Below are 25,082 nucleotides of genomic sequence, written 5' to 3' on the forward strand. Positions count from 1 at the left end.
CCGCCATGGACAAACTGCAGGCCTTGTCGATGTTCGTCGAGACCGTGCGCTGTGGCGGCTACTCGGCGGCGGCCCGCAAGCTCGGGGTAGCGACTTCCTCGGTGACCCGGCAGGTGGCTGCGCTGGAGGCGGAACTGGGCGCCGCACTGCTCAACCGCACCACCCGCCACAGCAGCCCGACCCTGGCCGGTCAGGCCTACTACGACAAGGCCGTGGAAATCCTCGATGCGCTGGTGGAGGCCGATGGTCTGGTCAGTGACCGCGGCAGCGAGGCCAAGGGCCGACTGCGGGTCAGCGTGCCGGTGGAGTTCGGTCGCCGCGTCATCGCCCCGCACCTGGGGCGTCTGCTGGCACAGCATCCGGAACTGGAAGTCAGTCTGTCGCTGAACGACCAACTGGTCGACCTGCCCAAACAGCAGATCGATCTGTCCGTTCGCCTGGGGGCGACGTTGGTCAGCGACGACATCATCAGCCGGCGCATCGGCCAGTTCGACCGCTGGCTGGTGGCGAGCCCCGGCTACCTGGAACGTGCCGGCACGCCCAGGCATCCGCTGGAACTGATGGAGCACCCGTGCCTGCGCTTCGACTACGGCGGTCCGCACTCGACCTGGACCTGCAGCGACGGCCAGGAAACCTGGGCACTCAACGTGCAGGGCCGGTTGCAGAGCAACAACGCCGATGTCCTGCGAGAGACAGCGCTGGCTGGCGGCGGCATTGCCCTGCTGTCCGACTGGCTGGTGGCCCAGGACGTGCGCAGCGGATGTTTGCAGCGCCTGCTGCCGGATTACCAGGTGTACCCCGGCAGCACGGTGGGCAGCATCAATGCGCTTTACCCGCCGAGCCTGCGCGAGTCCAGCCGCATCCGCGTCTTCGTGACCTTCCTCGAGGAAGTCCTCGCGGCTCAATGACTGTCGGCACTCGGCTGGGCCGGTGGGGCGATCTTCTTCATCAGCGGCACCAGCAGCAACGTCACCGCAAAGCACGCGCCCACCAGCAGGAAGGCATCGGCAAAGGTCAGTGTCTGCGCCTCGCGCCAGGTCAGGTCCCACAGGTGTTTCAGCGCCTGCTGCGAGGGTTCGCCAGTGAGGTCCATGGACGGCGCCAGCCAGTGGTTGAGTGCTTCGTTGCCGCTGTTGAGGTGCTCGGCCAGGCGCAGGAAGTGCAGGTTGGCGCGGTCGTTGAGCACCGTGGCACAGGCGGCGATACCAATGGCGCCACCGAGGTTGCGCATCAGGTTGAACAGCCCGGAGGCCAGCTTCAGGCGCTCGGGCGGCAGCGAGCCCAACGCGAGCGTCACCGTGGGCGCCACGCAGAACTGCTGGGCCATGCCGCGCAGGGCCTGCGGGAACATCAGCTGCGCCGCGCCCCAGTCGTGGGTCAGCGGGGCGAACTCATACATGGACAGGGTGAACATCACCATGCCCAGCAGCAGGATCCAGCGCAGGTCGACTCGACGGGCGAGGGCGGCATAGAGCGGGATGCTCATGATCTGGAAGATGCCGGTGGAGAAAATCGCCAGGCCGATGTCCAGCGCGCCGTAGCCGCGTACCCGGCCGAGGAACAGCGGGGTCAGGTAGATGGTGGCGAAGATGCCGATGCCGGTGACGAAGCTGAACAGGCAGCCGAGGGCGAAATTGCGCTCCTTCAGGGCGCGCAGGTCGACGATGGGGTGCGCCGAGGTCAGGCTGCGGTCGATGAAGGCGATGCCGCAGAGGCCGGAGATCCACGCGGTGGCGAGGATGGTGTCGTCGCTGAACCAGTTCCAGCGCGGGCCTTCCTCCAGGGTGTATTCCAGGCAGCCGAGGAACAGTGCCATCAGCACGATCGCCGGATAGTCGGCGCCCCTGAGCAGCGACAGGTCGGGTTTGTCGATGCGCACCATGATCGGCACCACGATGGCGACGAACAGCCCCGGCACCAGGTTGATGTAGAACAGCCAGGGCCAGGAAGAAATGTCGGTGATCCAGCCGCCCACCACCGGCCCCAGGGTCGGCGCCAGGGAGGCGATGGCGCCGATGGTGGCGGCGACTATTACCCGTTGCTTGCCGTCGAAGTAGAGGAAGCCGGTGGTGAACACCATGGGGATCATCGAGCCGCCGAGAAAACCCTGCAGCGCGCGGAAGGCGATCATGCTCTGGATGTTCCAGGCCATGGCGCAGAGCAGGCTGGTGAGGGTGAAGCCCAGTGCCGAAGCGGCGAACAGCCAGCGTGTGGAGAGCACCTTGGACAGCCAGCCGGAGAGCGGAATGACGATGATCTCGGCGATCAGGTAGCTGGTCTGCACCCATGCAAGCTCATCTGCACCGGCCGAGAGTCCGCCGCCGATGTCGCGCAGCGAGGCGGAGACGATCTGGATGTCCAGCAGGGCGATGAACATCCCCAGGCACATGCAGGCGAACGAGATGACCTTGCGCCCGGTGGAAATGCTTTCCACCGGCACGGTGTCGTTGCTCCAGAACTGGCTGCGCGAAAGGCTCACGGCCGGGTGTCCTGGGCGACGCGTTGATCGGCCGAGCCATGCTCGTGCGCTCGGGTGTCCACTTCCACCAGCACGGAGAGGCCGGGGCGCAGGTTGCCGAGGCGACCGTCGGCGTCGTCCAGGTGCACGCGTACCGGCACGCGCTGGACGATCTTGGTGAAGTTGCCGGTGGCGTTCTCCGGCGGGAGGATGCTGAACTGCGCGCCGGTGGCCGGGGCGAGGCTGTCCAGGTGGCCGTGGAAGACCTTGCCGGGCAGGATGTCGGCCTCGATGGTCACCGCCTGGCCAGGCTGCATGCGCGCCAGCTGGTCTTCCTTGAAGTTGGCGTCCACCCACAGACCTTGCGCCGGCACTACGGCGAGCAGCTGGGTGCCGGCGGCCACGTAGCTGCCGACCCGTGCCCGACGGTTGCCGATGTAGCCGTCCACCGGGGCGCGCAGCTCGGTGTAGCCGAGGTCCAGGCGCGCCAGGTCGCGGGCGGCGACGGCCTGCTCCAGCGCGGCCAGGGCCTGCTGCCGCTGGCTGTGGATTACGTCCAGCTGGCGCCGCGCGGCGAGCAGGCTGGCGTGGGCCTTGTCGCTGTTGGCGCGGGCGGACTTGAAGCTGGCATCGGCGCGTTGCGCGGCTTCTACCGACACGGCGTTGGTGCGTACAAGGGTGGCATAGCGGCGCTGGTCGTCGCGGGTGCGTACTTCCTCGGCAGTAGCCGCATCGATCTCCGCCTGGCTCTGGCGGATCAGCGCGTCCTGCAGCGAAGCCTGGGCGTCGACATTGCCCAGCGCCGCTTCCTCGGCGTGAACTGCGCCTTCGGCCTTGGCCAGGGCGGCGCGGTAATCGCGGTCGTCGATGCGGGCGAGCAGGTCACCGGCGTGCACCAGCTGGTTGTCGCTCACCTTCAGCTCGGCGATATAGCCGGCGACGCGCGGGCTGATCACCGTCACGTCGCCGCCGACGTAGGCATCGTCGGTCTTTTCCAGGAAGCGTCCGTCGAGCCACCAGTGCCCGGCGTAGGCGCCGACGCCGAGCAAGGCAGCCGTGGCGACGGCGAGCTTGAGGGCCTTGCGCGATTTCGGTCTGGCCGTATCGACGGCCGGCGAGGCGGGAAGGGTAACGGACTGGTTCATGGCAGTGCTCGCTCAGGCGTGATCTACGTGGGGAAGGGCGGCTTGGGGACGGTGATGGACGGGGACGAGTCGGTCGCCTTCGCGGCGATGGATCTGGTGCTGCGGGCCGATAGGTTCGCCGCTGTCGGCGTCCACCAGGGCGATGTGCACCGGCTGGCCGCTGCGGGTGTCCACCAGCTCGGCGGTGCTGGCCATGCCGGCGTGGCGCTGGCCCCATTGCAGCAGGGTGAGCAGCACCGGGCGCAGGTCGCGTCCACTCTCGGTAAGCAGGTACTCGTAGCGGGGCGGGTGATCGTTGTACTGGCTGCGTTGCAGCAGGCCGCTGTCCACCAGGGCGCGCAGGCGGCGGGTGAGGACGTTGCTGGCAATGCCCAATCGTGCGAGGAACTGGTCGAAGCGGGTGGAACCGTAGAAGGCTTCGCGCAGGATCAGCACGTTCCAGCTGTCGCCAATCAGATCCAGCGCCTGAGCCACAGGGCAGGGCAGGTGTTCGAAGGTGGTTCTGCGCATGATTGAATCCATTTGAATTAAAGCCATCATCTAATCGGGCCGCCCTGTAACGGGCCTGCAAGGCGACAGGCGAGGTCTGGCTGGAAAAGATTATGGGTGTAATCTAAAGCGGTCACTTGCTTTGCGCAAGTGACTCGTCGCGGGAGGAATGGCACAGGGGATGAACGGTGTGTCGGGTGAACTTCCGGTAGGCACAAGCGTTGCCTGATCCTGCGGAACCTTACCGGAGAAGTTCAGGGGAAGTTACCGGGAAGTACCGTCCGAACAACTCTGGAAGTGGTCGGGATAATTATCCGGGAAATGGCCTGGAACGTCTGTTCCATAACTTTCCAACAGGCAAAAAAAGGCCGCCTGGGGAGGCGGCCAAACCAAAGGATGATGAAGTGGAGCAATCGGCCGGACGCTCTGGAGCGGGCATCCGGGACTCATGTTCTTCATCGGGGCGCAAGCTTAATGGCGATAGCGGCAAATGCTGAATCATTCGTCTCGATATCAACTATCGACAAGGCTGGTTGGAGGGTGGAGCAGCGGATTGTTATTTCTTCGCTCGCTCTGCCTATGGCGGGGAAACATAAGAAAGTTATTCGCACTAAAAACGATAGACCTGCCAAGACAAGACCAACAAAGGGGTAGCAGATGTCCGCGTTCCGACTCTCATTGCTCGGTGCCTGCGTCAGCGCATCGATCATCGGTATGCCGTTCCAACTGGCGCACGCCGCCGTCGTTTCCGACCAGTCCGAAGCCACCGGCTTCATCGAAGGCAGCACGGCTTCGCTGCTGATGCGCAACTACTACTACAACAGCGACCGCAAGTCCGGTGCCGGTGACCGCAAGGACTGGACCCAGGGCTTCACGCTGAACTACAGCTCCGGCTTCACCCAGGGCACGGTCGGCTTCGGTGTCGAGGCTTTCGGCAACTGGGGCATCCGCCTGGATGGCGGCGCTGGCACCTCCGGCACTGGCAACCTGCCGGTGCGTGACGATGGCTCGCCGGAAAGCGAATACGGCCGTGCCGGCGGCGCCGTGAAGCTGCGCGTGTCGAAGACCGAACTGCGCTGGGGCGACCTGCAACCTACCGCGCCGGTGTTCGCTGCCGGGGGTACCCGGCTGTTCCCGCAGACCGCCACTGGCTTCAACGTGCTCAGCAGCGAGATCGCCGGGCTTGACCTGGACGGCGGCCACTTCACCGGCGGCAACGGCCCGGTGACCACCAACGGCGACCACGGCATCTGGGCCTCCTACGCCAACGTCGAGGCCAGCAGCATCGATTACGTGGGTGGCAAGTACGCGGTCAACGACACGCTGAACTTCTCGCTCTATGCCTCCAAGCTCGAAGACGTGTGGCGCCAGTACTACGGCAACGCCAACTACACGCTGCCGCTGGCGGACGACCAGTCGCTGAACTTCGACTTCAACATCTACCGCACCAACGACGACGGTAGCGCCAAGGCCGGCGAGATCAGCAACACCACCTGGTCTGCCGCCGCCGCGTATACCTTCCTCACCGCCCACACCCTGACGCTGGCTTACCAGAAGGTCCACGGCGACACGCCGTTCGACTACGTGGCCTTCGGCGTCAACGGCCCCGGCGATACCGGCGACTCGATCTTCCTCGCCAACTCCATCCAGTACTCGGACTTCAACGGTCCGGAGGAAAAGTCCTGGCAGCTGCGCTATGACCTGGCGATGGCCACCTACGGCATTCCCGGCCTGAGCTTCATGGCTCGCTACGTCAACGGCCACGGCATCGACGGCACGAAAATGGCCGCCGATAGCGAGTATCGCGGTTATGGCTACGGCGAGGACGGCAAGCACCACGAGACCAACCTGGAAGCCAAGTACGTGGTGCAGTCCGGGCCGGCGAAGGACCTGTCGTTCCGTCTGCGCGAGGCGATTCACCGCGGCAATGCCGACCAGGCCGAGGGCGACGTCAACGAGTTCCGCCTGATCGTCGACTACCCGCTGTCGATCCTGTAACGCCAACGCAGCACCTTGCTGGGTGCTGCCCTGGGAGCTCTTCGTAGGAGCGAGCTTGCTCGCGAATGGATTGCCCGGCCGCTCCAGCATCAAGCGGTTCGCGAGCAAGCTCGCTCCTACAGGACCCGACGTCACGCGCAGATATTCCCGGTTTGCAGGGCGGTCTTCTGCGAGCCTGGAATGCGGGCGGGGCGCTACAATCGGCGCTCCGTTCCCGCCCCGCGAGAAGAGTCGATGTCCGAAGAAGAGCGCCGCACGCAACTGATCGATGGCCCGGTGGGCAAGCTGCAATTGCTGATCGACCGGCCGGGCATGCCGGTGCGGGGCATCGCCCTGATCAGTCATCCGCAGCCGCTGCTGGGCGGCAGCCCGAAGCACCGCGTGCCGCTGACCCTGTCGCGCAAACTGTGCAGTGCTGGCTGGCTGACCGTGCGGCCGAGCTTCCGGGGGGTGGAGGGCAGCGAAGGCGCGTACGCCGAAGGCATCGGCGAAGCGCAGGATATGCTCGCGGTGATCGCGTATCTGCGTAATGAGTATCCCGGCCTGCCGTTGGCGCTGGTGGGCTTTTCCTTCGGCGCCTATGTGTTCGCCCGCGTGGCCAGCGAGCTGTCACCGCCAGCGGATGCCATCGTGCTGATGGGTTTGCCGGTGGGCACGGTTCCCGGCGGCCGCGACTACCAAGCGCAGGCGGTGCCGGCCGAGTGCCTGCTGCTGCATGGCGAGGCGGACGAGATGGCGCCGCTGACCAACCTGCTGGCCTGGGCGCGGCCCCACCAGCGCGAAGTGCTGCTCTATGCCGGCGCCGACCATTTCTTCAAGGGTTGCCTGGAGAAGGCCGTCGAGAGGGTGCTCCAGCACCTGCAGCGCACGGTGACCTAGACAGGATCAGAGGTCCTTCTTGATTTCCTTGTCCAGGTGCTTGTCTTCCTTGTGGCGCTCCTTGTCGAGGTGGTCATCGGTCTTGTCCACCTCGTGCTTGTCGTGCTTGTAGCCCTTGTCGATCTCCTTGGCGTCGTGGTCGACACCCTTGTCGAGATCGCGGTGCAGCTCGCGCACGTCCTTGGCGACATCGCCCTCGGCCTGGGCATACCCAGCCAGGGCACCCAGGAGTGCGAGGCAAGTGGCGAAAGTGAGCGTGACAGGTTGCATGGCGTCGGCCTCCGTTGGTGACGCGGAAAGCAGCAAGTCTAGTTCCTGATGGCGCGTGCGCGGTTCTCCGTGCGCAGGGCGTGCAGCGTCCAGAGGCCGCCGCAGAAATCCACGGCACCGAACAGCACCACTATGGGCTCGCACAGTTGCAGCAGGGCGAAGATCGCGAAGCTGGCCAGCACCAGGGCGCGGGTATACACCGAGGCGAGGAACAGCGGCTGCGACTCGCTGCGGGCGGCGGCGAGGTAGTAGACGCCGATGTTGAACGCCAGGACGCCGACGATGCGTATCCACACCTCCGACGTGGCGGCGATGTGGAACAGGCCGAGCAGCAGGTTGGGCAGCAGCATCAGTGCCAGGCCCAGCAGCATCAGGTAGCAGCCGAACCATTTGAGGGTGAGGGCGGGTCTGGACATCGATCGGAGTTCCTTGCAGAGGTTGGCGGGGCGCAGCGCCCCGCGGGGTCGAGGGTCAGCGGGTGCCGCGGCGGCGCAATGCCGAGGGGCTGAAGTACTCGCCGTCCGGCAGCGCCTGGGTGAAATCGATGCTGGCCGGCTCTTCGTTGTCGAGGTTCATCGCCACGTAGCGGCGCGCCTGCAGGTCGTGGAAGACGTCGATGGAGGTCCAGGTGGTGGGCAGCTCGTAGTAGCTGCGCAGGTAGGCCATGGACACGCGCCACAGCTCGCCTCGGCCGTCGTACTGATCCACTTCGGCGGCGCCCCAGCTGTCTTCGTCGAGGAACAGCACGCGCTTGGAGTAGATGTGCCGCGCGCCTGGCTTGAGCGTGCCTTCGACCACCCACACACGGTGCAGCTCGTAGCGAGTGTATTGCGGGTTGAGGTGGTTGGGCGTGAGCAGGTCCTTGTACTTCACCTCGCCGCTGGCCAGCCGGAAGTTGTTGTAGGGGATGTAGATCTCGCGCTTGCCCAGCAGCTTCCAGTCGTATCGGTCCGGCGCGCCGTTGTACATATCGGTGTCGTCGGCGGTGCGCAGGCCATCGGACGAAGCGATGGGCGTGTCGTACGCGAGGCTCGGTGCGCGACGTACGCGGCGCTGGCCGGCGTTGTAAGCCCAGGCCTGGCGCGGCTCCTTCACCTGGTCCAGTGTCTCGTGCACCAGCGCGGCGCTGCCGGCCAGGCGCGCCGGGCTCTTGGTGAAGGCGAGGAAGTAGAACATGCGGTTGCCCAGACCTTCGAAATTACCGCCGGGTTGGTAGTACTTGAACAGTGCTTCCTGCTGGGTCACCACCGGCGAGTAATCGCCGTTTCGTTGCACGGCGGCCTCGGCGGAGCGGCGCACGATGAAGGTGCCGCGATAGCGGGCGATGTGGTTCCACACCGCCTCCACACCGCTCTGTGGAATCGGGAAGGGAATGCCACCGAAGGCATCGACGAAGCCGTTGCCGTTCTCGGCCAGCCTGGCGCTGGTCGCATTCTTCAACGTGTTGTCGTAGACCCACTGCGGCGCCGAGCCGCTGCGGCGGGTCGGGTACACCGGAATCTGGAAGGTGTCCGGGTAGTTGTCGAACATCGCCAGTTGGCCGGGCGTCAGGTTGGCCTTGTACTGCCCCAGGTTGGCCTTGGTGATGGTGAACAGCGGCTTGTCCGCCGCGTACGGGTCAATCGGATGCTGGCCGGGCTTGAAGCCGGCCGGGGCCTGGGTGATGCCGCCGGTCCAGGCGGGGATGCTGCCGGCGGCGTTGCCGGCCTTTTCCGCGCCCAGCGGGGTGAGGGTGGATTGCAGCCTGGCCGCTTCCTGCGGGGAGACCGCCGCCAGCGCTCCGCTGGCGGTGAGGGCCAGCGCCACGGCGCCGGCCAGGGTACGGATGTTGCCCATGGTGAATCTCCGCTCAGAAGGAGTATTTGACGTTGAAGCCGACGTTGTCGCGGTCGCGCGCGGCGTTCTCCTGGCCGGCGCCGTAGAACTCGGTGTACTGCAGTTCGGCTTCCAGGCTGTTCAGGTAGGTGGCCTTGAGGCCCAGGGTGTAGGCCTTGCGCCCGGCGATGAAGTTGCCAGCCTGCTGCGAGTTGCCGCTGAAGTCGTCCTTGTAGACGGCGTAGGGCGAGAGGTTGACCCCGGCGAACACATCGTTCCAGGTGCCGGTCAGCAGCAGGGTGGCGCCGTAGGCATTGCGGTTGACCTGGTCGCTGCGGTCGAAGCCGGAGACGTACGCGCCATTGCTGCGCCCGGAGTAGTAGCGTGTGCTGCCGTCATACGCGGTGTATTGCAGGCTGCTGCCGCGCAGTTGCTCGGCGGCCACTTCGAACACGCCCATGAACGAGTCGAAGGACAGCGACGGGCCGAAGTTGTAGATCGTGCCCAGCGAGCTGTTGAAGGACTCGACGCGCTCGTAGTCGTGGACCGCGCCGCCGAGGCCGACCATCTGCCCGCCGACATTGACCTTCTGCCCGTCGGCGATCTTCCCGGCCTGGGCGAGCATGTCGCCGAGCAGGTCGTTGGTGGTGGCCACGCCGATGGGCAGGTTGGGCCGGTAGGCGATCTCGCCGAACAGCGAAGCGTCGCCCAGGGTAGTGTTGAAGCTCAGGCCGTACATGCGGATGTTCTCCACATATTCGCGGCGGGCGTTGGCCTGGTTGGCCATGTCCACTGCGGCGGCGGCGTTGATCAGGCCGAGCATCTGCCCACCGCTTTGCACCAGCGCGTCGTAGGACGGCGAGCCGACCAGCTGCGCCAACTGGTCCATGTCCAGCCCGGCGTAGCTCTTGTTCAGGTCGGCATAGATCACCGGATCCTTGGCGTGGTAGTTGACGAAGTAGAAGCCGAACTCGGTGGAGTTGAGCTGCTCGGCGATGTAGTGGAAGGCCACGCCGAACTGGCCGTCGTTCTTGGCGTTGATGTCCTGGCCGATGTGGCTGACCTTGAAGTAGCCGTTCTGGTCCAGGTAGTCGGTGCCCTGCAGGCCGGCGAAGTGGCTGGCCGAGAGCATCGGGTAGAGGCTCTGGAAGGTCGGGTCGGACAGCGCCTTCACCCGCGTGTAGCCGGTGTTGCCGCCGTCGGCGAAGAGGTCGGTTTCGGAGAAGAAGGTGCCGGCCGGGTCGAGGCGGGTTTCCTTCCAGTTCCACTGGTAGAAGGCGTCCATCGACAGGTTGTCGGTGAGGCCGACGTTGAAGCTGACTGCCTCCACGGGCATCAGTACTTCCTTGAGCTCCGAGCCGGGCAGGCGGAACTTGGCGGCGTCCACCGGGTTGGTGGTGTTGATGCCACCGCGGTAGAACACGCCTTCGCCCCAGTTGAAGACCTGGTTGCCCAGGCGCGCGCTCAGCGGATGGTCGGCGATATCCCAGTTGCCGTAGAGGTAGGCATCGAGGATTTCCGCGCGGTGGCCGGCGGTGTCGCGGGTAGCGTCGGTGAAGTGGTCGTTGTGCGGGTAGCTTTGCGACGGCTGTGGCGGCTCGTTGTGGTCGTAGTAGTCGTTGCGCTTGTCCATGATCTGCGTGTCGTAGAACGCCGAGCCGCGCATGAACAGACCGTAATTCTGGTAGGTGGCCTCCAGGTCCGAGGTGATCTTGTACACCTCCGAGGCCAGGCCGGTGCTGAAGTTGCGGTTGCCGTCGTTGCTGTTGACGTCGTTGTTGGTCTTGTCCTGACCTTGCACGCGCCACAGCGCGCCGTAGGACACGGTGGTGTCCAGCGAGCCACTGAGCTGGTTGTCGAGGAAACTGAACTCGACGGCCTTCGACTGGCCGCTGAGCATCAGGGGTAAAACGCAGGCAAAGGCGGACCCGGTCTGCAAGCGACGCTTGCGGGATCTGGTGGTCATGTGAGGCTACTCCAACGACTGGTTCTTATTGTGTGTGTCATCAGACGGGGCCTCGTGGCGGCGCCCCTTCGGATAGTGCTCTGCGAAGGCAATGGGCGTGTTGCGTTCACGCCGGGCGTAGGTCTCCAGTAGTCGGTATCGCCCTTGCTCAGCGGGCGAGGGAAGCTGGCTTGCCAGGCAGCCAGCGCGTGCCGCGCAACCGCGCGAGCGTCCAGCACAATGTCGCCAGCATCAGCGTGAGGTGATAAAGGTCCACGCGCGGGATGCCTTGCCACTCGCCCCGACCGGCGATACCCAGGCCGGCGAGAACGAACAGCAGGGCACCGGCCATCGCCAGCGGCCAGCGTTGCGACCGGCCGGGCCAGGCGATGGCGATGAGCGCCAGGAGGTTGCCGGCCAGCGCCAGGTTGTCCGGCAGCCAGAGCATCAGCGCGGCGAGGGCGGCCAGTAGCAGATGGCGGGTGACGCCGTGCAGGCTGCCGATGGCGATCAGCAGCAAGGCGATGCGTCCGGAAAGGCTGGTCATCGCCTGGTGCGCCGGCCGTGTCGCTTCCAGGCCGCCATAGACCAGCGCGCCGAGTAGCGCGGTGACGGCGATCAGGGCGAACCCGAGGGTACGCCAGCCGTGTTTATTCTTCAGGCTGTCCACCGCTGCCCAGAGGCTGGCGGCGCACAGCAACAGCTCGCAGATCACGCTGGTATTCATCTCAGGCCTCCAGCGGTTGCGGCTGGCGCAGCGAACGCAGCAGCATGCCGAGCAGGCCCAGCGTTGCGCCCACGAACAGCGCCACTGCCCAGGCCACCGGCAGGCCCCATTGCAGGTGCGCAAGGGCCGCCGGAATGGCCAGCGATCCCAGCCACAGCAGCTGCCAGCGCCCGTTGCCCGGTGCGTTCTCCAGGCTACGGCCGAGTACCCAGAGGGAAGCGATGATCCACACCGCGCCGAGGATTTTCCCGGCCAGCGGCAACTGGTAGGCAAAGGCCAGGAAGCCCATGCCCAGCACCATCAGCAACAGCATCTGCAGCAGGCAGTAGAAGGCCGTGGCGGCGGAAATGCGCGGGCGGTAGAGACGGAACGCGCTGATGTCATGGGGCGGCTTCGGATCGAGCCTTTCGGCGGCGGCCGGGCGCCAGCCGGGGCGGGCGAACCAGACGCGGATTCGGTCTTTCCAGTTATCGGCCAGGCGGGCGTCGGCGAGCAGGTCGCGGTACTTGTGGAAGTTCGCCTTGAGCGGATCGAAGGTCTTCAGCTGGCCGTGGATGCCATAGATGATCGGTTCTTCCGACTCCGGGCGCTCCTTGGCGAAGGTGCCGAACAGGTGGTCCCAGAGCATCAGCACGCCGCCGTAGTTCCTGTCCACGCAGTACTCGTTCTGGCCATGGTGCACGCGGTGGTTGGACGGCGAGGCGAAGCAGTAGTCGAACCAGCCCAGGCGGCCGATGTGGCGGGTATGGATCCAGAACTGGTAGCCCAGGATCACCGCGCCGGCGACGATGAACACGGTCGGCGGAATACCGATCAGCGCCAGCGGCCAGTAGAAGAACCAGTTGGTCAGGAAGCCGGTGCTGGTCTGCCGCAACGCGGTGGAGTAGTTGAACTCCTCGCTGGAGTGGTGCACCACGTGGGAGGCCCAGACCAGGTTCACCTCGTGGCCCATGCGGTGGTGCCAGTAGTAGCAGAGGTCGTAGCCGAGCAGGCCGATGGCCCAGACCCACCAGTGCGAGGTGGAGAGGTCGAACAACGCCAGGTACTGGTAGGCGAGCAGGTAGACGCCGAAGTTCAGGGCACGCACGAACAGGTTGATGACCTGGCCGCTGAGCCCCAGCGAGGCGCTGGACAGGCTGTCGGCCAGGGCAAAGGTCTGGCGCCGCCGCCAGAAGCTCCAGAGCAGTTCGACCAGCAGCAGCACGAGGAATGCCGGCACGGCGTAGACGATCATGTTGGGCATGTTCTGCCTCCTTCTTATGATGCGAGGAGGCTAACGCGCTGCCGAGAAGCGGGCGTGATGCAGGGCGCCAGAGCGCATGTCGCGCGACGTCAATCCTCTCGGAATTCGGACGGGTGATGAGGTGGTATAGCGGCGGCCTGGGTTGACTCACGTAGGGCGAATAACCGCTTGCGGTTATCCGCCGACTTTCATGTGCACAAGGCCTGCAGGCCGGCGGATAACGCTTGGGGCGTTATGCGCCCTACGTCAGTGCGCGGCACCGGAGCTCAGGCGCTGCGCAGGGTCTTGCGGAAGTCCGCCGGGGAGATGCCGCGCGACTGGCGGAAGGCGTGGCTGAAGGCACTGGCCTGGGAGAAGCCGAGCATCAGGGCGATCTCCATGACGCTGGAATCGGTCCGCCGCAGGTAATGATCGGCCAGCTCCATGCGCATGGTTTCCAGCACCTGGGAGAAACTTTCGCCTTCGGCGGCCAGCTTGCGCTGCAGGGTGCGTGGCGACATGGCCAGTTCGCTGGCGAGTGCTTCCAGGCTGACCTCACCGCCGGGCATGTGCTCGATCAGCAGTGCCCGCAGGCGCCCGATCACCGAGAGCGGTGCGTAGGAGCGACCCAGTTGCAGGTCCGCCTCCAGCAGCAGGCTCTTGTGGGTGCGCGGGTCGGCGCCCTGGATGCGTGCAGCGAGCATCGCCTCGGGGAACACCAGTGCGTTGCGCGGGGCGTTGAACTGTACGGGGCAGCCGAAGAACTCGTCGTACAGGGCGGCGTCGCCCTGCGCGGCGTGGATCATCTGCACTTCCAGCAGCGGCGCGCTGCTGCCGATCAGCCAGCGGCCGAAGGCCGTCCAGCCTGCCAGCACGGCGTCCTGCTGGCAGGCGCAGTAGGGTTCCAGTTCGGTGATGCGCTGGTCTTCCAGCAGTACGCGGCCGTCCCCTATGACGATGTGTGTCTGGCTCGACGGGCTGTCGAAGACGATCTTGCCGAAGCGGCGGATCATGCTCATGGACTCGCCCAGGGTGGCGCTGGTCATCGATACCGCACCCAGAACGCCATAGCTGCCGGGACGCACCGCTGCGCCCACCAGCAGGCCGAAGTGCGGCAGGCCGCTCATGCGTACCGACAGTTCCAGCAGGGCCCGCAACTGGTGCATGGGGATACGCAGGATCGGGTCGGCGAGGCGTTCGCGCTGCAAGCCGATTTCGTTCAGCAGCAGTTCGCCGTCACAGCCGTATTGCTCGGCGGTGTTCAGCACGTGATTGACGAAGGCGGCACTGGCGGTGGCGGGATGCATGGCGTGTGGGGCGGTCCGGTGGTCCGGTTGGAGAGCGGGTGCAATCTAGCAAGTCGGGCGCCGCCGAGGCCAGCGGCGTCCGTCGGCACGCTCAGACGCGGCCGCTGACCGGAATCCCGGCGCCGGTGATGGCGGCGGCCGCATCGCCGAGCAGGAAGAGAATGACGCCCGCCAGCTGGTCGGCTGTGACCCAGCGACCGAAGTCCGCCTCGGGCATGGCGGCGCGGTTCTGTGGCGTGTCGATGATGCTCGGTAGTACCGCGTTGACCGTGACGCCCTGGTCCTTCAACTCCTCGGCGAGGCTTTCGGTCAGGCGCAGCACGCCGGCCTTGGAGGCGGCGTAGGCGCCCATGCCGAAGCCGGCCCGGCTGGCAGCGCCGGCGCCCAGGTTGACGATGCGCCCGGCGCTGGACTGGCGGATCAGCGGCAGCAGCGCCTGGCAAGCGCACAGGGCGGTGCGCAGGTTGAGGGTGTAGAGGCGGTCCCAGCACTCCACGTCGCCTTCGGCCAGGGTCTGCCAGGCAAAGCCTCCGGCGACGTTCACCAGCGCATCGAGCCGGCCGAAACGTTCGTCGATCAGGCGCGCAGCCGCCTGGGCATCGGCCAGCGAGGCGAGGTCGATACCGGTCAGCAGGAGGGCGCCGTCGGGGGCGCGGAAGTCAACGGGTGGAGTCTCGGCCCGGTCGATCAGCACAAGCTGCGCGCCGGCTTCGGCGGCCTGGATGGCCAGCGCCGCACCGAGGTTGCCGAAGGCTCCGGTGATGGCGATGACGCGCGGGGAAAGCGATGGATGCATGGTGAATAGCGCTCGGTGGTTGGCGTTCTTGTGGGTATGGTGCGAACGCTAATCACCCTGCCGCCGCGCGGCATGTTCCTGCACGTCAGTTTGGATGCGCCAGCGCGTCATCTGCATGAGCGCAGGGTTCAGGCCAGGCCGCGCAGGTAATCCCAGGGATAGATGCCACGGTCGTGGCCGTCGTCGAACACCAGTTGCACGCCGTAGCCCTGCAGGTTCAATTGCTGCAGGCCGACGCCAGCCTTCACCAGGTCGATGCGCCCTTGCAGGCGCGCTGCCCGGCATTGCGAGCAGGGGCAGGCGCCGCGCAGGCGGGCGAAGGCGATGCACTGTTCGACGCCGTCGCTCCAGCGGATGCGCAGCTCACCTTCGGCGCTGGAGCGGTGCAGGGCGACTGGGGTGTTCATGCCGATTGCCCCAGCGGCGGCTTTTGCTCCAACTGAGAGAGTGCGATGCGCACGGCCTTGCGGACTTCCGGGTCGCCGTCGTTCTCGGCGTTGCGCAGCGCCTCCACGGCGTCTCCGCTACCCAGCTCGCCCAGGGCCAGCGCGGCCTCCTTGCGCAGGTTGCTGATGCCGTGGCCGAGCACGACCGTCAGGCCTTGCAGCGCCGGTAGGTAACGTAGTTTGCCCAGCGAGCGGGCGGCGCGCAGGCGCACCTGCCAGAAGTCATCCTGCAGCGCCTTGACCAGTGCTTCGCCGGCACCCGTCAGGGCCAGTTTGCCGAGGGTGCCGGCGGCTTCTTCGCGTACCTGCCAGGCCGGATCGGCCAGCGCGGCTTGCAGGGCCGGCAGCACGCTGGCATCGATGGCCAGGCCGAGGGCGCCGGCAGCGGCACGGCGGACTTCAGCGTCCGGGTCGTCGCGGGTCAGGCGCGCCAGGTGCGGCAGGGCGTCGGTGCGCTTGAGCCAGCCGAGGATGCCCACGGCTTCGCGGCGGACGCCGGCATCGCTGTCGCCCAGCGCAGTCAGTGCAGGTTCGGCGGCATCCTCCAGGCGCAGTTCGCGCAAGGCGCGCAAGGCGCTGCGGCGGACGAAGATATCGCTGTGCGTAGCCCACGGCAGCAGGCGCACGCCGGCTTCGCGGGTCTTCAGTTCGCTCAGGCTCTGGGCGGCAGCCTCACGCACGTCGTTGTCGCTGTCGGCGAGGGCCTGGCAGAGGGCGTCCACCACCTCGGGTTCTTCCCAGGCTTCCAGCAGGCGTGCGGCCTCGGCGCGGACATTGGCGGCTTCGTCACCGGTCAGGGCGGCGGCGAGCCAGGGCAGACCATCGGGGTCCTCCAGGTCGGCCAGCTCGATCAGGGCGATGCGGCGCACGCCGGGGTCGGCATCCTGCAGGCGCGGTTGCAGGTCGAGGATGTCGGGGTTGTCGGTGCTGATGTTGTAGGAGGGGTTGAAGGCAGTCATATGGCGAATCGCGGTATCCGTTGAGGAGTGGGCAGGCCCAGGGGCGTCAGGCGTGGCAACTGGCGGCCGTCTTCGTGGCGCAGCAGTTCCAGGCAGTGGCGCTTGAGCCGGGAGAATTCTGGCGTGGTGAGCAGGTCGGCGTGGCGCGGGCGCGGGAAGTCGAGACGGATGTCTTCGAGGATGCGTCCGGGACGCGGGCTCATGACCAGGATGCGGTCGGCAAGGAACAGCGCCTCGTCGATGTCGTGGGTGATGAACAGCACGCTGGTGCGCAGGCGCGTCCAGATGTCCAGCAGCAGTTCCTGCATCATCATCCGTGTCTGTGCGTCGAGGGCGCCGAAGGGTTCGTCCATCAGCAGCAGGCGCGGCTGGTTGATCAACACGCGGGCGATTTCCACGCGCTGCTGCATGCCGCCGGAGAGCTGCGACGGCCAGCGCTCGGCGAAGCCGTTCAGGCCCACCAGCTGGAGCATCTCGTCGGCCTGGCGATGGCGCTCGGAGCGGGCCACGCCGCGCATCTTCAGACCGAAGGCGACGTTATCGCGCACGCGCCGCCAGGGCAGCAGGGTGTGGTGCTGGAAGACCATGCCGCGTTCGGGCGAGGGACCGGCGACGCTGGCACCGTCCACTTCCAGCTTGCCGGCGCTGGGCGTCAGGTGCCCGGCCAATGCGCCGAGCAGGGTGGACTTGCCGCAGCCGGACGGGCCCAGCACGCAGACGAATTCGCCCGGCTCGATGGAGAAGCTCAGGGACTGTACGGCCTCGAAGGCATCGCGGCCGTTGCCCAGGTGGATCGACAGGCCGTCGACGCGTACGCGCCCCGGTGCGCTGGCGGGCAGGGTCATGGCTTGCCTCCGGCCTGGCGCTGCCAGGGTGTGACCAGGGCGCCGATCTGGCGCACCAGCAGGCTGCTGGCCATGCCGAGCACACCGATCAGCAGCATGCCGACCACGATGTCGGGGTAGTTCTGCAAGGTGTAGGACTCCCAGGTGTAGTAGCCGATGCCCCATTGCCCGGAGATCATCTCGGCGGTGACCAGGCAGAACCACGAGGTGCCCATGCCGATGGCCAGGCCGGTGACGATGCTCGGCGCAGCGCCCGGCAGCACCACTTCGCGCAGCAACGCCAGGCGGCCGGCGCCGAGGCTGCGGGCGGAGGCGAGCAGGCGTGGGTCCACCGCTTCCACGCCGTGAATGGTGTTGAGCAGGATGGGGAACAGCGCACCGGTGAAGGTGATGAAGATCATCGACAGCTCGGAGCTGGGGAACATCAGGATCGCCAGCGGAATCCACGCCACCGCGGGGATCGGCCGCAGCACTTCCAGTGGCGGCAGCAGGCTGTCGCGGGCCCAGCGGCCGCGGCCGATGAGCAGCCCGAGGAGAATGCCGGCGAAGGCCGCCAGCAGGTAGCCGGCCAGCACGCGCAGCAGGCTGCTGCCCAGGTGGCGACCGAGCTTGCTCGATTGCGCGAGGCTCCAGGCAGCATCGAGTACGTCACGCGGGCCAGGCACGTTGGCGAAGGTGACCAGACCGAGGTTCACGTGCCGTGCGCTGAGCACCTGCCAGAGTCCGAGGCAGACCAGCAGCGAGACCAGGCGCAGGCTCCAGCGGGAGAGAGTGGTGGTGTTCATCATCGTTCTCCGTCGAGTCCCGGCGCACGGGGCGCCGGGGATCTACCCGAGTGGCTGACCTCAGCGGCTGGCCACGGCCTGCTGGCTGGCGGCGGCGAAGTCGGCGACTTCTCCGCCGTGTTGACGGGCGAAGGCGTCGGCCTGTTCGCGCAGCAGGAAGGCATCCAGCGCGCCATCCTTGCCGCGCACGAACCAGGCCTGCCCGGCGAGCAGCTTGATACCGCTGTCGCTGGCCTGGGCGTACACCGCGCGGATGTCCTTGCCCTGTTGCTTGAGCTCGGCCAACTGGCCGAGCGCTTCCCTGGCGGTCGCGTAGCTACGCACCTTCGGTTCGCCGCGTACCCAGATCTGGGTGACGTGGCGGGTGTCGGCGATCGGCTTGCCGGTCAGCGCATCGTTGCCCAGCAGCGGCTGCTGCGCGTAGTTCTTCAGCGCAACGTCGTAGTCGGCGTCGGAGGCCTTGAAGGCCGCACGGATATAGCGGTCGTCGACGAACTGCTCGACGTTCAGCCCGCGGTCGGCCTTTTTCAGCAGCTTCAGGGTGTCGATGGCGGTGGCCACGGCCTGGCGGTATTCCGGCTTCCAGGTCAGGTCACGGGTTTGCAGGCCTAGCGGGCCGTGGAACAGGTAGTTCACCTCGGCGGGGATGCCGGCGACCTTCTCGATCAGCTCGCTGTATTTCTCCGGGTCCTTCGCCAGCAGCTGGTTGGCCTCGTAGGTTGCGCGCAGGTAGGCCTCGACGATTTCCGGGTACTGCTGCGCGTAGTCGGCTTCCACCAGCGCGCCGTGGAAGGTCGGCGCCTTGGCTTGCGATCCGTCATAGATCTTGCGGGCGATGCCACGGCTTTCGAACAGCTCGGCAAAGGGCACGAAATCGGCGTGGGCGGCGATCTTGTTGGCTTGCAGCGCGGAGCCGGCGACTTCCGGCGGTTGCGCGATGATGGTGACGTCCTTTTCCGGGTCCCAGCCCTGGGCGGCGATGGCGCGCAGCAGCAGACCGTGGGCGGTGGAGGCGAAGGGCACGGAGATGGTCTGGCCCTTGAGCTCGGCCAGCGACTGTACCTTGGATGAGGCGGGCACGACGATGCCGTTGCCGCTGCCCTCGATGCTGCCCGACAGCACGCTGATGAACAGGCTGCGCTTGCCGGCGGCCTCGTGGGCGACGCCGTTGAGCGAGCCGGGGAAGTCGGCCATGGCGCCGAAGTCGAGCTTGCCGGCGACCATCTCGTTGGTCAGTGGTGCGCCGCTGGTGAAGTTCTTCCACTGCACATCGTACTGCGCGTCCTGGTACTTGCCGTCGTGGGGCAGGTACTTGTCGAGCAGGCCGAGTTCGCGGATCAACAGGCCGCCGGCGGCGCAGTTGATGGTGGTGTCCTGGGTGCCGATGGCTACTCGGATGGTCTCGGCTTGAGCGGTGGTAACGCTGGCAATGGCGAGCGCGAGGCCGGCCAGGGTGGTGCGCAAGGTCATGGGTGTTCCCCTCGAATCATGAGTGTTGGAATCGTCTCCGCCGCAGGCCTTGCGGTGGGAAACGAGGGGCAGTGCATCAGGCGTCCGGCGGTGGGGCCGGATGGCGTTTCTTATGTGAATGATGGGTATCGCTTCGCTCCACGCCATCCTACGAAGCACCCGTAGCCTGGGTGGAACACAGCGATACCCGGGTTGAGCGCAAGCTCAACGCAGCAGGTAGGGAATCTCGACGCGCACCGCACCGGTCGGGCAGTCCTTCTCGCAGGGCATGCAGTACCAGCATTCGTCGAAGGCCATGTAGGCCTTCTGGGTAGCGGGGTTGATTGCCAGCAGGTCCATTGGGCAGACCTCGACGCAGACGGTGCAGCCCTTGTCGGCGATGCACTTGTCCTCGTCCACCGTCACCGGGGCGCTGGAGCGGAAGAAGATTTCCTGGGGTTGGTAGGCCATGGCACGCGGTCCTCATCGTGTTGCTTTGCCGGCCGTCATGGCGGCGGGCTGATTCTGTTCGGTGTTCCTGGGTGGTTCTGGTGCTCGGGCCTTCCCTCACCCCAGCCCTCTCCCAGAGGGAGAGGGGCCGTTCGGTGAGGGTGGAAAGCACCGAGTCAGCCGGCGAGCAACGATTCATTCGCCGCTCAGGACAGTCCCCTCTCCCTCTGGGAGAGGGTTAGGGTGAGGGGCTTTTCAGGCTGCTAGTCCAATCTTTCAAGCCGCCTCGCTCTTCACCCGCAGCTTCTCGTAAGCCTGCTGCTCGTCCTCATCCAGCGCGATCACATAGGGCTCGATGGGCTTCTTGAAACTGGTCATCGCACCGTCCTCGCCTTTCTTCAGATGGGCGTGGCAGAACCAGTCGGCGTCGTTGCGCAGCGGGTAGTCCACGCGGTGGTGGTACAGGCCCCAGCGGCTTTCGGTGCGGAACAGCGAGGCGCGGGCGGCCATCTCGGCGCAGTCGCGGATCACGCTGACTTCCATGGCGCGCATCAGCTCGTGGGGGTTGTTGGCCTTGAGCTGGTCGAGGTCGCGGGCGATCTCGGCGAAGCGCTGCAGGCCGATCTCCATCTTCTTCGTCACCTTGGGCGGTTGCAGGTAGTCGTTGACCATGCGTCGCAGCTTGTACTCGACCTGCGCTGGCGGCAGGCCGTGCTCTCGCTTGAGCGGGGCGAAGACGCGCTCGCGTTCGCGTTCGACCTGGGTGGCATCGACCTCGCTGAACTCGCGGCCGGCCACGTATTGCGCAGCATTGGCGCCGGCGAACCAGCCGTAGGTGAAGGCGCCGAGCATGTAGTTGTGCGGCACGGCGGCCATGTCGCCGGCCGAGTACAGGCCCTTGACGCTGGTTTCGGCCTTCTCGTTGACCCAGACACCCGAAGCCGAGTGGCCGGAACAGAAACCGATCTCGGAGATGTGCATCTCCACCATCTGCTGGCGGTAGTCGGTGCCACGGTTGGCGTGGAACTGGCCGCGGCTGGGGCGCTCGTTGCTGTGGAGGATGTCTTCGATGGTCTGGATGGTTTCCTCGGCCAGGTGGTCGAGCTTGAGGAATACCGGGCCGTTGCCGCCTTCGAGTTCCTGGTGGAACTCCCACATCATCTGGCCGCTCCAGTAGTCGCACTCGATGAAGCGCTCGCCCTTGCTGTTGGCGGTGTAGCCACCCAGCGGGCCGGTGACGTAGGCACAGGCCGGGCCGTTGTAGTCCTTGATCAGCGGGTTGATCTGGAAACACTCCAGATTGGAAAGCTCCGCCCCCGCGTGGTAGGCCATGGCATAGCCGTCGCCGGCATTGGTGGGGTTCTCGTAGGTGCCCATCAGGTAGCCGGACGAGGGCAGCCCCAGGCGACCGGCAGCGCCGCAGGCGAGGACCACGGCCTTGGCGCGGATCACCTGGAACTGCGCGGTACGGCAGTCGAAGCCGAGCAGGCCGTTGACTGCGCCATCGGCGTCGGTCAGCAGGCGGGTGACCACCAGGCGGTTGGTGATCTCGATGCGCGCACGCTTGAGCTGCCGGTACAGCACCTTCTTGATGTCATGGCCCTCGGGCATGGGCAGCACGTAGGCGCCCATGTGGTGGACCTTCTTCACTGCGTAGTCGCCAACTTCGTCTTTCTCGAACTTCACGCCCCAGCGGTCCAGCTGCTGCAGGGTCTCGAAGCTGTGGGTGGCGTAGGCGTAGACCGCCGCCTGGTTGACGATGCCGTCGTTGGCGACGGTGATTTCCTTGGTGTACTGCTCGGGCGTGGCGTGGCCGGGAATGATGGCGTTGTTCAGGCCGTCCATGCCCATGCTGATGGCGCCGCTGCGCTTGACGTTGGCTTTGTCCACCAGCAGCACGCGCAACTCGCGGTTGGCTTCCTTGGCCTTGATCGCGGCCATCGGGCCGGCGGTGCCGCCGCCGATCACCACGATGTCGTAGGCGAGTTCCTTGTCCTCGGGAATCTGGGAGAGGTCGAACTGGCTCATTGCTGCGGTCCCTTGTGGCGGTCGATGCGCAGGCGGTACTGGAAGGCATCGCCACGGTAGTAGAGGTGTTCGTAGTCCAGCGGCGCGCCGTCGGCGGTGTGGGTCAGGCGCTCGATGCGCATCACCGGCGAGCCTTCTTCCACTTCCAGCGCGCCGGCCAGTTCGGCGTCGGCGAGGATGGCGTCGATGGCCAGATCGGCGTGGCCCAGGGGCAGGGCGCAGTCGTTCTCCAGGATCAGGAAGATGTCGCGGCTGACCAGGTCGGCCTTCTCCAGGCGCTTGCCGACGTGCTCGGGCAGCCAGGTGATCTCCAGCGACACCAGCTCGCGGTTGACCAGGCGGGCACGCTTGATCTGCACCACGTTCTCGCCCTCGGCGACTTGCAGGCGGGCGGCGACCTGGGCATTTGCCGGCACGGTCTTGAAGCTGCGCAGGCGGTTGATCACCTCGTAGCCGCGCTGGGTCATGGACTCACCCAGGCCTTGCAGGGTGCTGACGTTCTGGAATGCCTTGGGCTTGGCGACGAAGGTGCCCTTGCCATGGATCTTGAAGATCAGCCCCTCCTTCTGCAGGTCGCCCAGCGCCTGGCGCACGGTGATCCGGCTGACCTCGAAGGCCTTGCCCAGTTCGGCCTCGGACGGCATGCGGCTGAGCGGCGGATAGGTGCCGTCGAGGATGCGCGTGCGCAGGATTTCCTTCAGCTGGCTGTAGAGAGGAACGGGAGAGAGGGGGAGTAGTTCGGCCATAGTTCATAACTTGTTATGACGAGTTGCCGAAAGGATAAAAGGAATAATTGATTCAGGACAAGAAACGATTTCGCATAAGCATAGAAAGCACTGGGTAACGGAATCTCATAGGGCGGCTGTTTTGTAGGAGCGAGCTTGCTCGCGAACAGATTATCCGGGTACTCCGGCATTAGGCGGTTCGCGAGCAAGCTCGCTCCTACAGGTTCAATGGCACTCGCACAGAAACTCCTGCTCCGTAGGGCGCATAACGCACCAGCGTTATGCGCCCTACGCTGGCTTCAGAACGGCCGGCTGCCGGACAGGCTGATGCGCTTCAGGCGGCGCTTCTCGCTGGCCGGGAAGGCGTTGCGCCCGTGCAGCACGGCCTGGTTGTCCCACCAGACGATGTCGCCGACCGACCATTTGTGGCTGTAGATCAGCTCGGGTTTCTGCAGATGCTCGCGCAGCTTCTCCACCAGCGCCGCGCCCTGCTGCGGATCGGCGCCGGGGATTTCCACCTCGGTGTGCACGGAGAGGAACAGCACGCGCTTGCCGCTCTCCGGGTGCGTGCGCACCAGCGGGTGCTCGGTGCCCTGGATGGGCTCGATGTCCGGGGTGCGGTAGCGCACGAAGGTGCCGTTGTAGCCGCCGCTCTTCAGGCGGATGAAGGGGTTGTAGTTGATCAGCCGCAGCGGATCGATCTCGGCGCGGGTCGCCTCATCGAGTGTCTGATAGGCGCGAGCGAGGTTGGTGAACTGGGTTTCACCGCCTGTCCTGGGTACCTCCAGGGCATAGAGGAAAGAGCCGGACGAGGGGATCGGCGTCCACTGATGGTCGACGTGGGCCGGCAGGGCGAAGTTGCCCAGCTCGCCGTCCTCGGTGTTGGCCACCTTGACGATGTCCGGGGCCTTGCCATCGGCGCCGGAGGACAGCACCGGGACGTCCGCTGGGGGTTGGAACACCGCGCCGAACAGGGTGGCGAAGCGCAGGTACTGCTGATCGTCGAGTTGCTGGTCCTTGAAGATCAGGATGTGGTGCTCGCGGTGGGCCTGCTTGATCGCCAGGATCTGTTCCGGCGTCAGTGGCTCGCGGGCGTCGAGGCCGCGTACTTCTGCGCCCAGTGGGGCGTCGAGGGGGACGATGGCGAAGGGTTCCGGGGTGGATTGCTGGAGGGCGTTGGATTGGGTCATCGGGATAGTCCTGAGTGGGGGGATTCCCTCTCCCCAGCCCTCTCCCTGAAGGGAGAGGGGGTATTCGAGTGAAGTGTGCCAGCGGTGTTTTCCTGAAGAATCGGTATCAGGAATGGACCCTGGCCACGCTTCACGCCGATCCAGTCCCCTCTCCCTTCAGGGAGAGGGTTAGGGAGAGGGGCTTTCAGCTTTGGGTGTTACGGCTCAAACCTTCTTGATCGTCCGGCTGCGCTGCCCGTCGACACCCACCGGCACATCGCCGTCGAGGGTCACGCGGCGCACGATGCGCGGTTGGGTACCGTAGTCGTCCACGGCGTAGTGCTGGGTGGCGCGGTTGTCCCAGATGGCCACGTCGCCCGGCTGCCAGCGCCAGCGCACGGTATTTTCCAGGCGGGTGACGTGGCTCTGCAGCACGGCGAACAGGTGCGCCGAATCATGCTGCGAGAGGCCCTTCAGGCGCTTGACGAAGTGCCCCAGCAGCAGCGTCTTCTCGCCGCTGACCGGATGCATGCGCACCACCGGGTGCTCGGTCTCGTAGACGGTGGAAGTGAAAATCTTGCGATATTCCTCCAGGCGCGCCGGGTCGACATTCGGTCGCACGCTGGCGTAGTCGTATTCGTTGCTGTGTACCGCCCAGAGGGAATCGGCCAGCGCCTTGAGCTCCGGCGCCAGGTCGTCGTAGGCAGTGGCAGTGTTGGCCCACACGGTGTCGCCGCCAGACTCCGGGGCCACCACGTTGCGCAGGATCGAGGCCTTGGGATAGGCATCGACGAAGGTCACGTCGGTGTGCCAGGAGTTGGCGCGGCGGCCCTGGGCGCCGTCCAGTTCCAGCAGATAGTGCGTGCCTTCCTGCACCGGGACGGTGGGGTGTGCCACGGGATTGCCGAGGAGCTTGGCGAACGCCTCCTGGCCCTGGTCGTCGAGGTGCGTCTGGTCGCGGAAGAAGATCACCTTGTGCTTCACCAGTGCGGCCTGGATGGCGTCGGTGGTGGCGGCGTCCAGCTCGCCGGACAGCTTCACGCCGCGAATTTCGGCGCCGATGCGCCCGGCGACCGGGTGGATGTCCAGGTTGGCGAGGTCCTGCTTGATAGCTTGTGCTGCGTTGCTCATCTCATCGTCCTCTTGCTGTGGCAATAGCGCCGCGCCCGTCAGCG

General features: G+C 66.0%; 24 protein-coding genes. 3 read left to right on the plus strand and 21 right to left on the minus strand.

What is annotated here, in order from left to right:
- The first annotated feature begins 5 nt into the window (after window positions 1–5).
- Complete coding sequence (locus ACKI1H_RS18930; RefSeq protein WP_440465924.1) at window positions 6–908, plus strand: LysR family transcriptional regulator; 903 nt, start codon at window positions 6–8, stop codon at window positions 906–908.
- Here the strand turns inward: ACKI1H_RS18930 and ACKI1H_RS18935 are convergent.
- The 3 genes from ACKI1H_RS18935 to ACKI1H_RS18945 all read right to left on the minus strand — a co-directional run bounded on the left by ACKI1H_RS18935 (window position 902) and on the right by ACKI1H_RS18945 (window position 4,113).
- On the minus strand, window positions 902–2,389 hold the full coding sequence (locus ACKI1H_RS18935; protein ID WP_440468888.1) for a DHA2 family efflux MFS transporter permease subunit: 1,488 nt from the start codon (window positions 2,387–2,389) through the stop codon (window positions 902–904). The two genes, ACKI1H_RS18930 and ACKI1H_RS18935, sit on opposite strands and share 7 nt — an antisense overlap.
- 86 nt (window positions 2,390–2,475) lie before the next feature.
- Complete coding sequence (locus tag ACKI1H_RS18940) at window positions 2,476–3,603, minus strand: HlyD family secretion protein (protein WP_138525447.1); 1,128 nt, start codon at window positions 3,601–3,603, stop codon at window positions 2,476–2,478.
- A 12-nt stretch (window positions 3,604–3,615) separates the two neighbouring features.
- Complete coding sequence (locus ACKI1H_RS18945) at window positions 3,616–4,113, minus strand: winged helix-turn-helix transcriptional regulator (protein ID WP_138525448.1); 498 nt, start codon at window positions 4,111–4,113, stop codon at window positions 3,616–3,618.
- 636 nt (window positions 4,114–4,749) lie between these two features.
- Here ACKI1H_RS18945 and ACKI1H_RS18950 point away from each other — a divergent pair.
- Window positions 4,750–6,090, plus strand: a complete 1,341-nt coding sequence (locus ACKI1H_RS18950) for an OprD family porin (RefSeq protein WP_440465925.1) — start codon at window positions 4,750–4,752, stop codon at window positions 6,088–6,090.
- Between the two features lie 234 nt (window positions 6,091–6,324).
- A complete protein-coding gene (locus tag ACKI1H_RS18955; RefSeq protein ID WP_440465926.1) occupies window positions 6,325–6,969 on the plus strand; it encodes an alpha/beta hydrolase in 645 nt (214 codons plus the stop codon).
- A 6-nt stretch (window positions 6,970–6,975) separates the two neighbouring features.
- Here ACKI1H_RS18955 and ACKI1H_RS18960 read toward each other — a convergent pair whose 3' ends face one another.
- The 18 genes from ACKI1H_RS18960 to ACKI1H_RS19045 form a co-directional block, all read right to left on the minus strand.
- Entirely contained in the window at window positions 6,976–7,239 is a 264-nt protein-coding gene (locus ACKI1H_RS18960; RefSeq protein WP_138525450.1) for a hypothetical protein, read from the minus strand.
- Window positions 7,240–7,277: 38 nt separating this feature from the next.
- Entirely contained in the window at window positions 7,278–7,655 is a 378-nt protein-coding gene (locus tag ACKI1H_RS18965) for a hypothetical protein (protein ID WP_440465927.1), read from the minus strand.
- Window positions 7,656–7,710: 55 nt separating this feature from the next.
- Window positions 7,711–9,075 carry a DUF1329 domain-containing protein gene (locus ACKI1H_RS18970; RefSeq protein ID WP_138525452.1) on the minus strand — a complete coding sequence of 455 codons (1,365 nt, stop codon included), beginning with the start codon at window positions 9,073–9,075 and terminating at the stop codon, window positions 7,711–7,713.
- Window positions 9,076–9,088: 13 nt separating this feature from the next.
- Window positions 9,089–11,020, minus strand: a complete 1,932-nt coding sequence (locus ACKI1H_RS18975; RefSeq protein WP_440465928.1) for a DUF1302 domain-containing protein — start codon at window positions 11,018–11,020, stop codon at window positions 9,089–9,091.
- 148 nt (window positions 11,021–11,168) lie between these two features.
- Window positions 11,169–11,726 (minus strand): hypothetical protein, encoded by a 558-nt coding sequence (locus ACKI1H_RS18980; RefSeq protein WP_440465929.1) that lies wholly within the window; start codon window positions 11,724–11,726, stop codon window positions 11,169–11,171.
- Window position 11,727: 1 nt separating this feature from the next.
- Complete coding sequence (locus ACKI1H_RS18985; RefSeq protein WP_440465930.1) at window positions 11,728–12,969, minus strand: sterol desaturase family protein; 1,242 nt, start codon at window positions 12,967–12,969, stop codon at window positions 11,728–11,730.
- 266 nt (window positions 12,970–13,235) lie between these two features.
- Window positions 13,236–14,255 (minus strand): AraC family transcriptional regulator, encoded by a 1,020-nt coding sequence (locus ACKI1H_RS18990; protein WP_138525456.1) that lies wholly within the window; start codon window positions 14,253–14,255, stop codon window positions 13,236–13,238.
- 91 nt (window positions 14,256–14,346) lie between these two features.
- Complete coding sequence (locus tag ACKI1H_RS18995; RefSeq protein WP_440465931.1) at window positions 14,347–15,051, minus strand: SDR family NAD(P)-dependent oxidoreductase; 705 nt, start codon at window positions 15,049–15,051, stop codon at window positions 14,347–14,349.
- 128 nt (window positions 15,052–15,179) lie between these two features.
- Window positions 15,180–15,458 carry a DUF971 domain-containing protein gene (locus ACKI1H_RS19000; RefSeq protein ID WP_440465932.1) on the minus strand — a complete coding sequence of 93 codons (279 nt, stop codon included), beginning with the start codon at window positions 15,456–15,458 and terminating at the stop codon, window positions 15,180–15,182.
- Complete coding sequence (locus ACKI1H_RS19005) at window positions 15,455–16,456, minus strand: HEAT repeat domain-containing protein (protein WP_440465933.1); 1,002 nt, start codon at window positions 16,454–16,456, stop codon at window positions 15,455–15,457. Before ACKI1H_RS19005 ends, ACKI1H_RS19000 begins: the two co-directional genes overlap by 4 nt.
- Window positions 16,453–17,301, minus strand: coding sequence for an ABC transporter ATP-binding protein (locus ACKI1H_RS19010; RefSeq protein WP_440465934.1), 849 nt, complete (start codon window positions 17,299–17,301; stop codon window positions 16,453–16,455). The genes ACKI1H_RS19005 and ACKI1H_RS19010 overlap by 4 nt, the downstream gene beginning before the upstream one ends.
- The gene (locus ACKI1H_RS19015; RefSeq protein WP_440465935.1) at window positions 17,298–18,086 is read right to left on the minus strand and encodes an ABC transporter permease; all 789 of its coding nucleotides are present in this window, start codon (window positions 18,084–18,086) and stop codon (window positions 17,298–17,300) included. The genes ACKI1H_RS19010 and ACKI1H_RS19015 overlap by 4 nt, the downstream gene beginning before the upstream one ends.
- 60 nt (window positions 18,087–18,146) lie before the next feature.
- Window positions 18,147–19,556, minus strand: coding sequence for an ABC transporter substrate-binding protein (locus tag ACKI1H_RS19020; protein WP_440465936.1), 1,410 nt, complete (start codon window positions 19,554–19,556; stop codon window positions 18,147–18,149).
- Between the two features lie 204 nt (window positions 19,557–19,760).
- The gene (locus ACKI1H_RS19025; protein ID WP_024767017.1) at window positions 19,761–20,006 is read right to left on the minus strand and encodes a 4Fe-4S dicluster domain-containing protein; all 246 of its coding nucleotides are present in this window, start codon (window positions 20,004–20,006) and stop codon (window positions 19,761–19,763) included.
- 255 nt (window positions 20,007–20,261) lie between these two features.
- A complete protein-coding gene (locus ACKI1H_RS19030; RefSeq protein WP_440465937.1) occupies window positions 20,262–22,013 on the minus strand; it encodes a fumarate reductase/succinate dehydrogenase flavoprotein subunit in 1,752 nt (583 codons plus the stop codon).
- Window positions 22,010–22,759 (minus strand): GntR family transcriptional regulator, encoded by a 750-nt coding sequence (locus ACKI1H_RS19035; RefSeq protein ID WP_440465938.1) that lies wholly within the window; start codon window positions 22,757–22,759, stop codon window positions 22,010–22,012. Before ACKI1H_RS19035 ends, ACKI1H_RS19030 begins: the two co-directional genes overlap by 4 nt.
- Window positions 22,760–23,037: 278 nt before the next feature.
- The gene (locus ACKI1H_RS19040) at window positions 23,038–23,928 is read right to left on the minus strand and encodes a TauD/TfdA dioxygenase family protein (protein ID WP_440465939.1); all 891 of its coding nucleotides are present in this window, start codon (window positions 23,926–23,928) and stop codon (window positions 23,038–23,040) included.
- A 204-nt stretch (window positions 23,929–24,132) separates the two neighbouring features.
- Window positions 24,133–25,038 (minus strand): TauD/TfdA dioxygenase family protein, encoded by a 906-nt coding sequence (locus tag ACKI1H_RS19045; RefSeq protein WP_440465940.1) that lies wholly within the window; start codon window positions 25,036–25,038, stop codon window positions 24,133–24,135.
- Between the last annotated feature and the right edge of the window lie 44 nt (window positions 25,039–25,082).

The sequence above is a fragment of the Pseudomonas sp. YH-1 genome (assembly GCF_051990045.1).
In the GTDB taxonomy this organism is placed as follows: Bacteria; Pseudomonadota; Gammaproteobacteria; order Pseudomonadales; family Pseudomonadaceae; genus Pseudomonas; species Pseudomonas nicosulfuronedens.

Coding starts and splice junctions, on each gene's coding strand:
- ACKI1H_RS18930 (WP_440465924.1), top strand. CDS start 6: ATGGACAAACTGCAGGCCTTGTCGATGTTCGTCGAGACCGTGCGCTGT.
- ACKI1H_RS18935 (WP_440468888.1), bottom strand. CDS start 2,389: ATGTGCCTGGGGATGTTCATCGCCCTGCTGGACATCCAGATCGTCTCC.
- ACKI1H_RS18940 (WP_138525447.1), bottom strand. CDS start 3,603: ATGAACCAGTCCGTTACCCTTCCCGCCTCGCCGGCCGTCGATACGGCC.
- ACKI1H_RS18945 (WP_138525448.1), bottom strand. CDS start 4,113: ATGCGCAGAACCACCTTCGAACACCTGCCCTGCCCTGTGGCTCAGGCG.
- ACKI1H_RS18950 (WP_440465925.1), top strand. CDS start 4,750: ATGTCCGCGTTCCGACTCTCATTGCTCGGTGCCTGCGTCAGCGCATCG.
- ACKI1H_RS18955 (WP_440465926.1), top strand. CDS start 6,325: ATGTCCGAAGAAGAGCGCCGCACGCAACTGATCGATGGCCCGGTGGGC.
- ACKI1H_RS18960 (WP_138525450.1), bottom strand. CDS start 7,239: ATGCAACCTGTCACGCTCACTTTCGCCACTTGCCTCGCACTCCTGGGT.
- ACKI1H_RS18965 (WP_440465927.1), bottom strand. CDS start 7,655: ATGTCCAGACCCGCCCTCACCCTCAAATGGTTCGGCTGCTACCTGATG.
- ACKI1H_RS18970 (WP_138525452.1), bottom strand. CDS start 9,075: ATGGGCAACATCCGTACCCTGGCCGGCGCCGTGGCGCTGGCCCTCACC.
- ACKI1H_RS18975 (WP_440465928.1), bottom strand. CDS start 11,020: ATGACCACCAGATCCCGCAAGCGTCGCTTGCAGACCGGGTCCGCCTTT.
- ACKI1H_RS18980 (WP_440465929.1), bottom strand. CDS start 11,726: ATGAATACCAGCGTGATCTGCGAGCTGTTGCTGTGCGCCGCCAGCCTC.
- ACKI1H_RS18985 (WP_440465930.1), bottom strand. CDS start 12,969: ATGCCCAACATGATCGTCTACGCCGTGCCGGCATTCCTCGTGCTGCTG.
- ACKI1H_RS18990 (WP_138525456.1), bottom strand. CDS start 14,255: ATGCATCCCGCCACCGCCAGTGCCGCCTTCGTCAATCACGTGCTGAAC.
- ACKI1H_RS18995 (WP_440465931.1), bottom strand. CDS start 15,051: ATGCATCCATCGCTTTCCCCGCGCGTCATCGCCATCACCGGAGCCTTC.
- ACKI1H_RS19000 (WP_440465932.1), bottom strand. CDS start 15,458: ATGAACACCCCAGTCGCCCTGCACCGCTCCAGCGCCGAAGGTGAGCTG.
- ACKI1H_RS19005 (WP_440465933.1), bottom strand. CDS start 16,456: ATGACTGCCTTCAACCCCTCCTACAACATCAGCACCGACAACCCCGAC.
- ACKI1H_RS19010 (WP_440465934.1), bottom strand. CDS start 17,301: ATGACCCTGCCCGCCAGCGCACCGGGGCGCGTACGCGTCGACGGCCTG.
- ACKI1H_RS19015 (WP_440465935.1), bottom strand. CDS start 18,086: ATGAACACCACCACTCTCTCCCGCTGGAGCCTGCGCCTGGTCTCGCTG.
- ACKI1H_RS19020 (WP_440465936.1), bottom strand. CDS start 19,556: ATGACCTTGCGCACCACCCTGGCCGGCCTCGCGCTCGCCATTGCCAGC.
- ACKI1H_RS19025 (WP_024767017.1), bottom strand. CDS start 20,006: ATGGCCTACCAACCCCAGGAAATCTTCTTCCGCTCCAGCGCCCCGGTG.
- ACKI1H_RS19030 (WP_440465937.1), bottom strand. CDS start 22,013: ATGAGCCAGTTCGACCTCTCCCAGATTCCCGAGGACAAGGAACTCGCC.
- ACKI1H_RS19035 (WP_440465938.1), bottom strand. CDS start 22,759: ATGGCCGAACTACTCCCCCTCTCTCCCGTTCCTCTCTACAGCCAGCTG.
- ACKI1H_RS19040 (WP_440465939.1), bottom strand. CDS start 23,928: ATGACCCAATCCAACGCCCTCCAGCAATCCACCCCGGAACCCTTCGCC.
- ACKI1H_RS19045 (WP_440465940.1), bottom strand. CDS start 25,038: ATGAGCAACGCAGCACAAGCTATCAAGCAGGACCTCGCCAACCTGGAC.